The sequence below is a fragment of the Thiothrix unzii genome (assembly GCF_017901175.1).
GTDB lineage: Bacteria > Pseudomonadota > Gammaproteobacteria > Thiotrichales > Thiotrichaceae > Thiothrix > Thiothrix unzii.
This window is the reverse complement of the sequence record NZ_CP072793.1, coordinates 3,068,099-3,080,738: the sequence shown is the minus strand read 5'-3', so window position 1 is coordinate 3,080,738 and position 12,640 is coordinate 3,068,099. Positions and strand designations below refer to the sequence as shown.

Sequence of the window (12,640 nt, the reverse complement as noted above, 5' to 3'; positions counted from 1 at the left end):
CGATGCAGTGATTGCCTCAATCCCACTCCCCAACATCGCGCAGTACAGCCTCCACCAAATTCTCAGCCATATAAATATTATTCGCTCGCAGATATTCAACGTGAGGTCTTATCACGGCAATCAATCCCTGCTTTTTTGCCTTGCGCAAGATGCCCAAAGTCCCTATACGCGGAATATGGAAACGTTCCGCTACCCGTCGAGCCTGGGAATCATCCAGCAGTACAATGCTATCGGCGATAGTTTGTGCCAGCGCAATAGCTTCCGCTTCACCCGGATCAACTAAGATGGATAGCGGCTGGAGTACTTGCGGTTCCGGTTTACGAATTTCCAGCCAAGATAATTGAGCAACAGCCTGCGCACCCGGCATCCCCAAACCTTTCACCGTCACCTCATGCCATACAGCGGGTGGAACTAAAACCCGCTGATACAACTGCCTCAATAAGTCCAGTTGCCCAATAATGGCTAATGAAATTAACGGGCCGCTGTCCGCAACGATAGCTGGTCTAATCATCCCGCAACTCGTCTGCGATCTGGTCATTCTGCAAATTAACCACGGAGACACCCAGCCGTCCCAGTTCAAACATGAATTTCAGCTTTGCCATCCCGCAGAATTCCGCTGCCTTGCCCAGTGACAAGCGGTGCAGTTCAAACAACTTGAGAGCCAGTAAAAAGCGTAATTCTTCCTCTAACTCGCGTGGAGCCTTGCCGGATGTGACTAATAGGTCATCAGCGTAAGGTATTGATAAACATTGCATGGTGCTATTCCTAATACAACTGTGCTAGTAGGTGCAGCGTACACCAAAAACTACCGATTTGGCATAAAGATAGCGTGCGTATGAAGTATCTCCGATCATAAAAAACGGCGATACAATCGCTTGCACCGCCGTCGTATCAGTCCGTTATCTACGGAAAGCTTACTTGTTGACCATTGCTTCGCATTCTGCGATCAGGTCGTCCAACACTTGTACCGCTGATTTTGCTTCTGCTTTGATTTCTTTCAGGAAATCGAGTTCGCTTTTGCTAACGTCGCCGTCTTTCAATACGAGTTCGCGCAGCAGGTCGACTTCTTTAGTACTTACGTGACCATCGCCCAGTGCAAAACCTTTTGCTACTTTACGCCATTCAGCCATTGGATACGCTCCTTTTTACATTCATTTAATTAGTGATAATGTGCGACTTATTAAAATAAAATAATGTCGACGAGCTGATTATCCGGCAACTGGCGCAGTTAAACAATATTTACAGTTTTTCCTGCCAATTGATGTTGTAGCCAGCCAACCCATGCAGCCATGCCTTCTCCGCTGGTGGCGGATAAGTGCAGGATTTGGATATTGGGGTTAACCCGGCGGGCATAGTCTTCACACTTTGCTACATCAAATTGTAGGTAAGGCAGTAAGTCGGTTTTATTTAATATCATTAAATCGGCGGCATGAAACATATCGGGGTATTTGATGGGTTTGTCTTCACCTTCCGTGACAGAGAGAATCACGACTTTATGCGCTTCGCCCAAATCAAAGGCGGCGGGACACACCAAATTGCCTACATTTTCGATGAATAAAATACCGCCAGCGGCTATGGGTAACGTTTCCAGCGCGTGACCGACCATGTGTGCGTCCAGATGGCAACCTTTGCCGGTGTTGATTTGCACCGCAGGCACGCCGGTAGCGCGAATGCGTTCCGCATCATTGCTGGTTTGTTGGTCGCCTTCAATCACCGCTAAGGGCATTTGCCCCTGTAATTGGCTGAGAGTGGCGGTCAGTAAGGTGGTTTTGCCTGAGCCGGGGCTGGATACGAGATTCAACGCCAGAATGCCACGCTCCGCCAACCAGCGGCGATTATCGGCGGCGTATTGGTTGTTTTTACCGAGAATGTCTTGTTCGATTTGCACCATGCGGGCTTGGGTCATGCCGGGTGCGTGGGCATGGGAGTGTCGCGGCTGCTGTGCCTGCAACCCACGAATCAGGGCGTGAGGTGGGTATTTACCATCAATGGTGAGTTCGCCTTCGCCGCAACCACATACGCTACACATTATGCTACCTCCAGTTCTTTGATGCGCATTTCCTCGCCGCGAATAACTTGTAGCTGGCAACTGCCGCAATGGGGGCAGGTATCGTAACGCTGTTGGATTTTGACCGTTTGCGCACAATCTAAACACCATGCTTCGGCGGGAACTTCAATAACTTGCAGTGTAGCCCCATCGGCCAAGGTATTTCGCACGATTACGTCAAAACAAAAGCGCATTGCTTCAATTTCTACGCCGGACATCGCGCCGATTTCCAGCCATACCGTTTTGACTTGGTGAAATTGTTGGCGTTTGGCTTCGGTTTCTAAGACCTGCAACACGCTTTCGCACAAGGACATTTCATGCATGGCGGGTGAAACCGTATTTACTCAAGTACTTCGACCTTGACCTTGGCAGTGCCCGCGCCCAGCATCCCAATTTGGCGGGCAGCAGCTTTGGATAAGTCAATCACACGCCCGTATTTGTGGAAGCCGCCCCGGTCGTTGACTTTGACTTCCACCGATTGATTATTGCGTAAGTTGGTGACACGTATTTTACATCCAAAAGGCAAACTGCCATGAGCGCAGGTGAGTTTGTCCTGATCGAAGCGTTCGCCGCTGGCAGTGCGCCCGCCATCAAATTTGTCGCTGTAATACGAGGCAGTACCTGTGTGTAAATAGCGGGCTTCACGCTCTTCGTTGGTTTCGGTTTCCGGTGCAGCTTGGGTTTGATAATCGTCGGGAATGGCTTCGTCGAAAGAAGAGCCACCGGGCATTTGGTAATACGCTTGCTGCGATACGTTGGTGGGTGGTTGCCATAGTGAATCGTCGTCGCGCTTAACGGCGTGCTGGCGGCTGCTGCGTTTGAGCGGTTTTGCTTTGAGGGTTTTTTTGCTGGCAATAACGCTGGCTTTGCTCGATTTGGTTTTAGCGGTCTTTTTGACGGCGGTATTTTTGGTCGCCGCTGCGGTTTTAGTCGCTTTCACCTTGGTTTTGGTGGTGAGTTTAGCCGGTTTAGCGGTTTTGACGGACGCTTTCGCAGTGGGTTTGGTGGTTTTTTTCACCTTAACCACCACGGCTTTCGCCGTTTTTTTATCTTTTGCCGCCGCATCGTGTGGCAGTAGCAAGGTCGTGACTGATAAGCCCAGTAATATACCCATGCTCCAACGGTGCATCGGGTTTGTGAAAATAGCAACGGAAGAAGCCATATCCCCATATCTCCGCAGTAATAACAGATTGATTTTGGTAAGCATACCACGCTCACCCGACTTGTCCATTAATGGCAAAATGATGCTCAATGGTTGTCGCTTCAATCAGTTGACTTACATCATGCAGGAGTGCAAGTCTAGGGCGTAGAGTAAGCTTATTATTTGCGTTTGATAGGGAGTATTGAAATGAATAAAAAAATTGCCTTAGTCAGCTTGTTAGTGTGTGCCGCTGTATCTTCGGTGCAGGCCGAAGAGCGTTCCATGCTGGTGTTGGATGCATCGGGCAGTATGTGGGGACAGGTGGATGGTAAACCCAAAATTGATATTGCCCGCGATGCCCTGAAAACCTTGGTGGCGGCATGGCCTGAAGGTCGTTCGGTTGGTTTGGTGGCTTACGGGCATCGCCATAAAGACGATTGCGCCGATATTGAAACCTTATTACCCGCAGGCGCGGTGGATGCGGCAAAAATGGGGGCGATTGTCGATGGGTTAACCCCCAAAGGTAAAACCCCGCTTTCTGCCGCCGTCAAACACGCTGCTGAAGCCCTTAAATACACCGAAGAAAAAGCTACCGTGGTCTTGATCAGCGACGGGGTGGAAACCTGTAATCTTGACCCTTGCGCTTTGGGGACGGAACTGGAAAAACTCGGTGTGGATTTCACCGCGCACGTCATCGGTTTTGATGTGAACAAGGTGGAAGATCAAAAAGGTTTGCGCTGTCTGGCGGAAAACACGGGCGGGAAATTCATTTCCGCCGCCAATGCAGGTGAACTCAAAACCGCGTTGGAACAAACCGCTAAAGCTCCCGAACCAGAGCCTGCGCCACCTCCAGAAACTAAGCCTGAACCACCTGTTTTGCCTAAGGCTACGCTGACCATTACCCCGGCTGAAGTCATCAAGGGCGCGGAAATTACCATTAACGTGGAAAGTGCGGAAGACATTACCGGCGGTGGTCACGCCCACCTTGAGCTGTTCAAAGTCGGCAAAAATGTTGCTGCGGAACATCAATACGTTTACGAGGATAAAAAAGCGGGAGGGTATAAACCTGCCACCCTGCGAGTGCCGAACGTTGCGGGTGATTTCACCGTCAAATTGCTGACACGCGACAAAAAACACGTATTGGCGGAAGCCCCGCTCAAGGTCATTGAGGCTGAGGTCAAATTGCTTGCCCCCGCCCAAGCCGCACCGGGCAGCAAGGTTGAGGTGAAGCTGGATGCGCCGTTAGGATTGAAGGGCGAAGTGCGCCTTTACCCACAAAATGGCACGAAACAGGTTGGCATTGAATACGTGCGTGAAGATGCCATTGAAAACTATAAGTCCATGAAATTCACGCTGCCAGAAGTGGCGGGCGCATACGTCTTCAAATTTGAGGCAAAGCCCGACAGGAAAGTGATGGCTGAACTGCCCATCCAAGTTGGTGGTGCACAGCCATGAACATGACAAAACTTACCTTGGCTTGCGCCCTTGCCTTACTGTCTGCGTCAGCGGGCGCGGTTGACCTGAAAGCCTTTCAGGAACAGGTTCGTGCCGTTGTGCCAACCGACCCTTTCAAGACTGCTCCAGTCTGTATGCTGGGTGACGCGGAAGAGGCAGGAGCTACTTGCTCTTTCTTCAACAATACCGGAATGCTGGGTGCTACAGTGCACCTGAACATTGGGGTCGGTAAGGAAAGCCCGGAAGATGCCACCGAGGGTGATGGTAATCCTGCTAACACGGATAGCACCCCCATCGAGGTTGAAGGCTGGAAAGGTTTACTGGCAAGCAAGCGTGAACCGGAAGACGGTTTCGTTGGCAAGATGCTGATGTTGACCCACCCCCAAGGTCAGTACCAACTGAGCCTTGCCGCTGGCTGGCAACCCGGCAGTAAAGATGCCCTCAGCGATGACAGCCTCAAAGTCATGGCAGGCAAACTGGCGAAGGTGTACACCGATCAGCCCGGTTTGCTGGAAGGAGGAATCTGACGCGTTACGTAACATTTATGATCCAGATCAACGCGGAGCGAAGCAGGGTGCAAATTTGCAGGCTTACGCATGTGCAATTGACCTAAAAAAGTTGTCCAACCTCAGGTGAACCAACAAAAAGGAGATATTTGTGATGAAACACCTTAAATTAAAAATGAGCGCGTTGGCGGTGCTGGCTCTCGCGGGTTGCGTGGAAAACCCGGTGATTAGCGATGCACGAGCCGATTACCGCGACATGTCCCGCCCGGAACTAGCAGTGGATATGCGGGTGGAAGGCGACAATACCGGTGCGGCGCGGGAATTTCCCGTGAATGGCAACGCCAAACATTACCGCGCTTACGTGCAGGCAACCCCGAATGAGCGTTACCGTTTGCGCGTTACCAATAACAGCGGCGAGCGTATCGGCGTGGTGATTGCGGTGGATGGGCGTAATATTATCAGTGGTAAGCAGTCCAACCTGCGCAATGATGAACGTATGTACATTCTTGAGCCGTATGCCAGCGGCACGTATGAAGGCTGGCGCAGCGGGCAAAATCAAACCAACCGTTTCTTTTTCACTCAAGCTTCCAATGCTTACGCAACCGCATGGGGTGACACCAGTGCGATGGGCGTAATTGCAATGGCGGCATACCCTGAAAAACCGCGCCTCCCACCGCCGCCGGTTATGCACGGCAACCGTATGGAAGCTGCGCCCGCCGCCGCGCCGATGATGCGTCCGGCTCCCGGCACAGGTTACGGTGAATCTACTTGGTCGCCCAGCCATTCCGTGGATTTCGAGCCGGTTGGCAACCCGATGGAAAAGCTATTCCTGAAATACGAATGGCGTGAAACCTTGTGCGAAAAGCGCGTGTTGCCGGAATGCCGTGCAGTGCAGCCACGTCCCGGTAATAATCGTTTCTGGCCTGAAAACGGTGGTTACGCGCCACCGCCACCACGCCATTAAATTTAGGTTGCGGCGTGTTGCAAGATACACGCCGCACTTATCTATATTTCCGTCAAATACTCGCCCATCTTCGGCGCGAACGGATCCATTACCACGATTTCACCGTCTTTGGTGCGGCGCATTAGGTTGTCACCGTGTAAATCCCACGACAGGTAAGCCTCATGTTCGCGGTAATAACGGCACAGTTTACGAATATCTTCGGCAAGCGTTTCCCCGTAACTGGTGGCGACCCATTCCAGTACCTCGGCACGGGTCTTATCGTCTTTCCAGTCCATGCCGTAAACGTGTTCGGTGAAAAAAGCTGCGTCCGCTTCGTCCAAATGTTCCAAGCGTTCCATCACGTAAATCATGCGGTAATCCGGCTCCGCATAGCTGAATAACTGCACCACGCTAGGGTCAAGGTTGATGTCATTTTCATCGAGAATCCCGACCCGTCGAATGAACGGTACGCGCACTAAATCGTATTGCTGAATCGCATCATAAAAATATTCCAAACCCAGCGCGTATTTTTCCAGAATCACGTAGTTTGCCCACGCGCTGGTTTCGGTATTAGCGAGGAATACCTTTTTGCATTGAGCGCATCTGACGCTGAGTTTTTTGCCATGATCAAAGCACTTGAGTTCGTAGACATTGGTGAGAAAGGTGTTTTCACATTGCGGGCAATTCATGCGTTTGAATTTACCCTTGATGAAACATTCCAGAATGTCTTTGCTAGAGTCAATGTCCATAATCAATAGTCTATGCCGTTGTTTAGGAGGAAAGAGGTTCCGCACTGGCTGATGCCGGGGAAGTAATCGTCTATCCATAACCCAACGCTAATGCCTTCGTGGAGCATGAAGGCGCGTTTGCGTTTACCGTCAGTGGTGTAGACGCGAATCCCGGAGTCGTGCAGTTTCTCATGGATTTCGGTGAGGTTATCGCCTAAATCATCGCGTAAGGTGCATACGACCGGCTCCCAGCCGTGTTTACGGTAGGTGTCGATCAGGTCAATGTAGAAATCAACATCAGCGGTAATGGTATTGTCAAAGTCCAGTGCGATAACGCGCGATGTCAATGAATCCGCCAATACGTAAGCATCAATCAAAAATTCATTGAATTCGTGAATGACCCGATGTTCGCCATTCATACGGATGGCAGATTGCAATACCGTAAAAGCCGGGTGGGTATTGGGGCGATGATAAAAAACAAGTCCACTCATTAACCAAGGTTCTCTCTAGCGTTGCTGCGTTACATTATTTTCAATTGTCCAGCATAGGGGTTAATAACCACGTATACCATGAGATAAAGCAAGTTTTTGGCGGTGAAAAAGTCCAGACGAGAAAAAGGCTCCCGAAGGAGCCTTTTTACAAACCGATGTGGAGATCGATTTAGTGAGTTGCTGCACCCGCACCGCGTGGGATACGAACATCTTCAACCAAGTGTTGAATGTGCTCTGGAGGTGGCGCAGTGAACTTAGATACGATGAATGCTACTGCGAAGTTCGCAATTGCACCAACCGTACCAAACGCTTCAGGAGAAATCCCCAGGAACCAGTTAGCTGCAACGTTAGGAGCCATTTCTGTGCCCTTAACGAAGAACCAGCCTTTGAACCAGAAGATGTAAACCAGTGTCAAGCCGATACCAGCCAACATCCCAGAGATAGCACCTGCGGTGTTCATACGCTTGGAGAAGATACCCATCATCAACACAGGGAAGATGGAGGATGCCGCCAAACCAAACGCCAAGGCCACGACCTCTGCGGCGAAGCCTGGTGGGTTCATCCCCATGTAGCCTGCTAAAACGATTGCAATGGTAATCGCAACACGCGAAGCCATCAATTCGCTCTTTTCAGAGATGTTAGGCATGAAGATACCTTTCATCAAGTCATGAGAAACGGAAGATGCGATTGCCAGCAACAAACCAGCCGCTGTAGACAGTGCCGCTGCGATACCGCCCGCTGCAACCAAGGCGATAACCCAGTTAGGCAGGTTAGCGATTTCAGGGTTAGCTAATACCATGATGTCGTTGTCGACCTTGGTGATTTCGTTACCCTTCCAGCCGTAACCAGCAAACTTAGTGCCGTCGTGCTTGGTGGTCGCTTCAGCCAATGCTGCCGTTGCTTTATCAACAGCCGCTTGTGCTTTCGCAGTGTCGCCGCCTTTCTCTGTGGCTTCTTTCAAGCCTTTTTCAGCAGCACCCATGTCAGCTTGCGCTTTGCTCAGTGGGCCGTCGCTGTAGTATTGAATTTTGCCATCGCCGTTCTTGTCTTTGAATGAGATCAAACCGGTTTTTTCCCAGTTAGCCATCCAAGCTGGACGTGCATCCATTGCCAAGTTGCCATCAGCCGCACCGACTGCACCAGTTTGAACGGTATTCATCAGGTTCAAGCGAGCCATTGCGCCTACTGCCGGAGCAGTGGTGTACAACAATGCGATGAAGATCAATGCCCAACCAGCAGAAGAACGTGCATCCTTAACGGTTGCTACCGTGAAGAAACGGATAATAACGTGTGGCAGACCCGCAGTACCAATCATCAGCGTCATGGTTAACATGAAGACGTTGATGGTGCTGTCATTTTGGGTGGTATACGCCTTGAAGCCAAGTTCAGTGATAACCTGATCCAGTTTATCCAGCATGTAAATGCCGCTGCCGTCAGCCATTGTAGAACCTAAGCCCAATTGTGGGATTGGGTTACCAGTCAGGTTGAAAGAGATGAACATCGCAGGAATGGTGTAAGCCAAAATCAAAACAACGTATTGTGCGATCTGGGTATACGTGATGCCTTTCATACCGCCGAACGCAGCATAGAAGAATACGATAACCATGCCGACAATCAGACCCATTTCCATGCTAACGCCTAAGAAACGAGAGAAGGTAACGCCAACGCCTTTCATCTGACCGATTACATAGGTCAAGGAGATAACGATTAAGCAGACAACAGCAACGATACGGGCAGTCTTTGAGTAATAACGATCACCAACGAACTCAGGTACGGTAAATTTACCGAACTTGCGCAGGTAAGGTGCTAACAGCATTGCCATCAGTACGTAACCACCGGTCCAACCCATCAGGTAAGCAGAAGCGTCATAGCCTTTGAATGCAATGATACCTGCCATAGAGATGAAGGATGCTGCTGACATCCAGTCAGCCGCTGTTGCCATACCGTTAGCAACCGGGCCGATACTGCCGCCTGCAACGTAGAATTCACTGGTAGAACCAGCACGCGCCCACCATGCAATACCGAAGTACAGCATAAAGCTGGCACCAACAATTAGATAAGTCCAGATTTGAAGTTCAGTCATGTGATTTCCCCTTACTCGTGAACGTCAAATTGACGGTCGATTTGCCCCATGCGCCATGCATAGAAGAAAATCAGGCCAACGAAAATATAAATAGAACCTTGCTGGGCGAACCAGAAGCCAAGTTTGTAGCCGCCAAGTTTGATAGCATTCAGTGGTTCAACCAATAAAATGCCGAAACCGAACGATACAACGAACCAAATAACCAAGCACAATGTAAGCAAGCGAAGATTCGCTGCCCAATAGGCTTTTGCATCTTGAGATAACATAAATAAAGACTCCTCCGTTTGTTCTGCAAACGAGCCGAGTTTAGCTTGAATGTAAACAAGATGTAAATTAGGGAGACCATAAAAACTGTCGATTGACCAACATTTTGTAGATATTTGTGCAGTGTTTCGGGGTGTATATCAGCAAATACTGCAATAGATTGGTCAGGATTGTCGACAATCCTATTTCCGCACCTTATTGGTGCGTTAATTTTTTACGAAATGCTTAAAAAATATCCTTGAACGGGGTTTTGCCCCGTGGTTATCGGTTTAAGCTTAATGGCATTAATTTTGCATGGATTCGGTGCATGAGACATTTGGAAATGAACACAAAAGAATTATTAGACATCCTCAATTGCGCAGTGCTGGTATTAGACGGCAGCAAGTGCGTTGTCTACATGAATCAGTCCGGTGAAATGCTGTTCGGGCAGAGTCACCAGCGTGCAGTGGGTGAATCGGTGGTGCAATTGCTGCGCGGCGATGATTTTTTCGAGCATTTGGACTTGGCGATGCATCAACGTGACCCGCATTCGCTGCGTGAGTGCGTGGTTGAAGTCGCAGGTGGCGAGCTGATTACCATTGACTGCATTTTGACACCGCTGACATTGGAGCAATGGCCGCAACATTTATTACTGGAATTTCAACGGGTTGACCGTCAGTTGCGGATCGTGCGCGAAGAGCAAATGATTCACCAGCAGCAAGCCATTCGCGAATTGGTGCGCGGCATTGCCCACGAAATCAAAAATCCGCTGGGTGGTTTACGCGGTGCGGCGCAATTACTGGAATCCGAATTGGATAATCCAGAGTTGAAAGAATACACCCAGATTATTATTTCCGAAGCGGATCGGCTGAAAAATCTGGTGAATGGCATGTTAGGCCCGCGCACATTGCCACGTGCGGAAGAGGTCAATATTCACGAAGTGTTGGAACATGTGCGGCATTTGGTGAGTACCGACATGGCGACTGACATTCATTTTGTGCGTGATTACGACCCTAGCATTCCAGAATTTCAGGGTGATCGTGATCAATTAGTGCAGGTAGTGCTGAATATTGTTAGCAATGCGGTGCGTGCCTTGGAAAATGTGGGTGAAGTGCAGTTACGCACCCGTATTTTGCGCCAATTCACGATTCATCAGGTGCGTTATCGTCACGTGTTGAAAATTGAGATTTGTGATAACGGCCCCGGCGTTCCGTCACATTTACGCGATAAACTGTTTTTACCGATGGTAAGCGGTCATGCTGAGGGCAGTGGCCTCGGTCTGGCGATTGCGCAATCGTTGGTGCGTCGTCATAACGGGCTGATTCAATACGAGTCTGCGCCCGGTTGTACGTGCTTTTCTATCCTGATTCCGTTGGAGAATGGACATGCCTCTCGTTGAAAATATATGGATTGCCGATGATGACCGCTCAATCCGCTGGGTGTTGGAACGCGCTTTGCAAAAAGCCGGTATCGGGGTGCGCAGTTTTGAAAGTGCCGATCAGGTCATTGTGGCTTTGCGTACTCAGCAGCCGGACGCGCTCATGACCGACATCCGAATGCCGGGAACCGACGGTTTGCACTTGCTGGAGCGGATGCAGCGCGAATACCCGGAAATTCCGGTAATGATTATGACCGCACATTCTGACTTGGAAAGTGCGGTATCCGCGTACCAAGGTGGTGCATTTGAATATTTGCCCAAGCCGTTTGATGTCAACGAAGCGGTGGATTTGGTGCGGCGTGCCTGCAAAATGCGCCATGAACGTGATGTGAGTAAAGACACCGAAGCGGCAGTTAATCTGTTAAGCGGTGGCGACATGATTGGTCACGCACCCGCGATGCAGGAAGTGTTCCGCGCGATTGGGCGACTCTCCAAATCCAGCATTACCGTGTTGATTACTGGGGAGTCTGGCACGGGTAAGGAATTGGTGGCAAAGGCTTTGCACACCCACAGCCCGCGTGCCAATAAGCCGTTTATCGCGCTTAACACCGCCGCGATTCCGCGTGAGTTACTGGAGTCCGAATTATTTGGGCACGAAAAAGGTGCATTCACCGGTGCGTATGCACAACGGAAGGGACGTTTTGAACAAGCCGACGGCGGCGCGTTATTTTTAGACGAAATCGGCGATATGCCTGCGGAACTGCAAACACGCTTATTGCGGGTGCTGGCGGAAGGCACTTTTTACCGGGTTGGTGGGCATACCCCGGTAAAAGTGGATGTGCGTATCATTGCCGCGACTCACCAAAATTTAGAAGATTTGGTGAACAAAGGGCAATTCCGCGAAGACTTATTTCACCGTTTGAACGTGATTCGGATTCATAACCCGCCGTTGCGTGAGCGGCGCGAAGACATTCCTTTGTTGCTTAATCACTTTTTACACCGTGCGGCGGAAGAGTTGCAGGTCGAATCCAAAACCCTCGCGGCACGCGCTACCGAACATTTACAAACCTTGCCTTGGCCGGGCAATGTGCGCCAGTTGGAAAACACTTGCCGGTGGTTAACCGTGATGGCTTCCGGGCGTGAAATCGTGATGGATGATTTGCCCAGCGATTTACTCGAAACTGATGCCGGTAAAGCGGAAATGCCGGGTAGCTGGGAAAAAGCATTGGCGTTATTCGCCGATAATCGTTTAAACAAAGGTGCGAGCAATTTGCTGAATGACCTTAGCCCCATTTTCGAGCGAATTTTATTGCAAGCAGCCTTGAAGAAAACCGGCGGGCGCAAAATCGAAGCGGCGGAATTGCTGGGGTGGGGGCGCAATACCCTGACACGCAAGTTGAAGGAGCTTGAAATTGAGGGTGAAGTCGAGAAGTAAATCTGGCGGGAATAGCGGTGTGTATTGACCGCTGTTCCATATGGTTGCTACCTCTCGTCTCGCAACACTGCTAGGATTTTTAACGTTTGGCCTATGATGATCCCGGAAGGATTGTTCCCTTTCAGGTAATACCAAAAATTCTCAACCGAGGAATCATTATGCTAAACAGAAACTCATTGGATACGAATTC

Annotated in this window: 15 protein-coding genes; 5 read left to right on the top strand and 10 right to left on the bottom strand. The window is 50.1% G+C overall.

All coding sequences use genetic code 11. The features are described from left to right. Window positions 1–16 precede the first annotated feature (16 nt). The 6 genes from J9260_RS15405 to J9260_RS15380 all read right to left on the bottom strand — a co-directional run bounded on the left by J9260_RS15405 (window position 17) and on the right by J9260_RS15380 (window position 3,254). Window positions 17–511 (bottom strand): PIN domain-containing protein, encoded by a 495-nt coding sequence (locus J9260_RS15405; protein ID WP_210218599.1) that lies wholly within the window; start codon window positions 509–511, stop codon window positions 17–19. Further along, the gene (locus J9260_RS15400; protein WP_210218598.1) at window positions 504–755 is read right to left on the bottom strand and encodes a UPF0175 family protein; all 252 of its coding nucleotides are present in this window, start codon (window positions 753–755) and stop codon (window positions 504–506) included. The genes J9260_RS15405 and J9260_RS15400 overlap by 8 nt, the downstream gene beginning before the upstream one ends. A 159-nt stretch (window positions 756–914) precedes the next feature. After that, the gene (locus J9260_RS15395) at window positions 915–1,130 is read right to left on the bottom strand and encodes a hypothetical protein (protein ID WP_210218597.1); all 216 of its coding nucleotides are present in this window, start codon (window positions 1,128–1,130) and stop codon (window positions 915–917) included. 98 nt (window positions 1,131–1,228) lie between these two features. Then, window positions 1,229–2,029, bottom strand: coding sequence for a hydrogenase nickel incorporation protein HypB (gene hypB / locus J9260_RS15390; RefSeq protein WP_210218596.1), 801 nt, complete (start codon window positions 2,027–2,029; stop codon window positions 1,229–1,231). After that, entirely contained in the window at window positions 2,029–2,370 is a 342-nt protein-coding gene (hypA, locus tag J9260_RS15385; RefSeq protein WP_210218595.1) for a hydrogenase maturation nickel metallochaperone HypA, read from the bottom strand. The genes hypB and hypA overlap by 1 nt, the downstream gene beginning before the upstream one ends. A 17-nt stretch (window positions 2,371–2,387) precedes the next feature. Beyond that, a complete protein-coding gene (locus J9260_RS15380; RefSeq protein ID WP_210218594.1) occupies window positions 2,388–3,254 on the bottom strand; it encodes a septal ring lytic transglycosylase RlpA family protein in 867 nt (288 codons plus the stop codon). Between the two features lie 141 nt (window positions 3,255–3,395). On the opposite strand from J9260_RS15380, the gene J9260_RS15375 reads away from it, so the two are divergent. The 3 genes from J9260_RS15375 (at window position 3,396) to J9260_RS15365 (ending at window position 6,113) form a co-directional block, all read left to right on the top strand. Next, window positions 3,396–4,643 carry a vWA domain-containing protein gene (locus J9260_RS15375; RefSeq protein ID WP_210218593.1) on the top strand — a complete coding sequence of 416 codons (1,248 nt, stop codon included), beginning with the start codon at window positions 3,396–3,398 and terminating at the stop codon, window positions 4,641–4,643. Next, window positions 4,640–5,170 (top strand): hypothetical protein, encoded by a 531-nt coding sequence (locus J9260_RS15370; RefSeq protein ID WP_210218592.1) that lies wholly within the window; start codon window positions 4,640–4,642, stop codon window positions 5,168–5,170. Before J9260_RS15375 ends, J9260_RS15370 begins: the two co-directional genes overlap by 4 nt. Before the next feature lie 133 nt (window positions 5,171–5,303). Continuing rightward, window positions 5,304–6,113, top strand: a complete 810-nt coding sequence (locus tag J9260_RS15365) for a hypothetical protein (protein ID WP_210218591.1) — start codon at window positions 5,304–5,306, stop codon at window positions 6,111–6,113. Window positions 6,114–6,154: 41 nt separating this feature from the next. Here the strand turns inward: J9260_RS15365 and J9260_RS15360 are convergent, their stop codons facing one another. The 4 genes from J9260_RS15360 to J9260_RS15345 form a co-directional block, all read right to left on the bottom strand. Next, window positions 6,155–6,841 carry a hypothetical protein gene (locus J9260_RS15360; protein WP_246499476.1) on the bottom strand — a complete coding sequence of 229 codons (687 nt, stop codon included), beginning with the start codon at window positions 6,839–6,841 and terminating at the stop codon, window positions 6,155–6,157. A 2-nt stretch (window positions 6,842–6,843) separates the two neighbouring features. Then, window positions 6,844–7,311, bottom strand: a complete 468-nt coding sequence (locus tag J9260_RS15355) for a hypothetical protein (RefSeq protein ID WP_210218590.1) — start codon at window positions 7,309–7,311, stop codon at window positions 6,844–6,846. 169 nt (window positions 7,312–7,480) lie between these two features. Further along, window positions 7,481–9,394, bottom strand: a complete 1,914-nt coding sequence (locus J9260_RS15350; RefSeq protein ID WP_210218589.1) for a sodium:solute symporter family protein — start codon at window positions 9,392–9,394, stop codon at window positions 7,481–7,483. A gap of 11 nt (window positions 9,395–9,405) precedes the next feature. After that, a complete protein-coding gene (locus J9260_RS15345; RefSeq protein WP_210218588.1) occupies window positions 9,406–9,660 on the bottom strand; it encodes a DUF4212 domain-containing protein in 255 nt (84 codons plus the stop codon). Between the two features lie 320 nt (window positions 9,661–9,980). On the opposite strand from J9260_RS15345, the gene glnL reads away from it, so the two are divergent. Further along, complete coding sequence (gene glnL / locus J9260_RS15340) at window positions 9,981–11,036, top strand: nitrogen regulation protein NR(II) (RefSeq protein ID WP_246499473.1); 1,056 nt, start codon at window positions 9,981–9,983, stop codon at window positions 11,034–11,036. After that, window positions 11,023–12,450, top strand: a complete 1,428-nt coding sequence (gene ntrC, locus J9260_RS15335) for a nitrogen regulation protein NR(I) (protein WP_210218586.1) — start codon at window positions 11,023–11,025, stop codon at window positions 12,448–12,450. Before glnL ends, ntrC begins: the two co-directional genes overlap by 14 nt. Window positions 12,451–12,640: the final 190 nt, after the last annotated feature.

Bases quoted from the DNA above. Each gene is read 5' to 3' on its own strand.
- J9260_RS15350 (WP_210218589.1), bottom strand. From the start codon at position 9,394: ATGACTGAACTTCAAATCTGGACTTATCTAATTGTTGGTGCCAGCTTT.
- hypA (WP_210218595.1), bottom strand. From the start codon at position 2,370: ATGCATGAAATGTCCTTGTGCGAAAGCGTGTTGCAGGTCTTAGAAACC.
- J9260_RS15360 (WP_246499476.1), bottom strand. From the start codon at position 6,841: ATGGACATTGACTCTAGCAAAGACATTCTGGAATGTTTCATCAAGGGT.
- J9260_RS15395 (WP_210218597.1), bottom strand. From the start codon at position 1,130: ATGGCTGAATGGCGTAAAGTAGCAAAAGGTTTTGCACTGGGCGATGGT.
- ntrC (WP_210218586.1), top strand. From the start codon at position 11,023: ATGCCTCTCGTTGAAAATATATGGATTGCCGATGATGACCGCTCAATC.
- J9260_RS15370 (WP_210218592.1), top strand. From the start codon at position 4,640: ATGAACATGACAAAACTTACCTTGGCTTGCGCCCTTGCCTTACTGTCT.
- J9260_RS15400 (WP_210218598.1), bottom strand. From the start codon at position 755: ATGCAATGTTTATCAATACCTTACGCTGATGACCTATTAGTCACATCC.
- hypB (WP_210218596.1), bottom strand. From the start codon at position 2,029: ATGTGTAGCGTATGTGGTTGCGGCGAAGGCGAACTCACCATTGATGGT.
- J9260_RS15380 (WP_210218594.1), bottom strand. From the start codon at position 3,254: ATGCTTACCAAAATCAATCTGTTATTACTGCGGAGATATGGGGATATG.
- J9260_RS15405 (WP_210218599.1), bottom strand. From the start codon at position 511: ATGATTAGACCAGCTATCGTTGCGGACAGCGGCCCGTTAATTTCATTA.
- J9260_RS15345 (WP_210218588.1), bottom strand. From the start codon at position 9,660: ATGTTATCTCAAGATGCAAAAGCCTATTGGGCAGCGAATCTTCGCTTG.
- J9260_RS15355 (WP_210218590.1), bottom strand. From the start codon at position 7,311: ATGAGTGGACTTGTTTTTTATCATCGCCCCAATACCCACCCGGCTTTT.
- J9260_RS15365 (WP_210218591.1), top strand. From the start codon at position 5,304: ATGAAACACCTTAAATTAAAAATGAGCGCGTTGGCGGTGCTGGCTCTC.
- glnL (WP_246499473.1), top strand. From the start codon at position 9,981: ATGAACACAAAAGAATTATTAGACATCCTCAATTGCGCAGTGCTGGTA.
- J9260_RS15375 (WP_210218593.1), top strand. From the start codon at position 3,396: ATGAATAAAAAAATTGCCTTAGTCAGCTTGTTAGTGTGTGCCGCTGTA.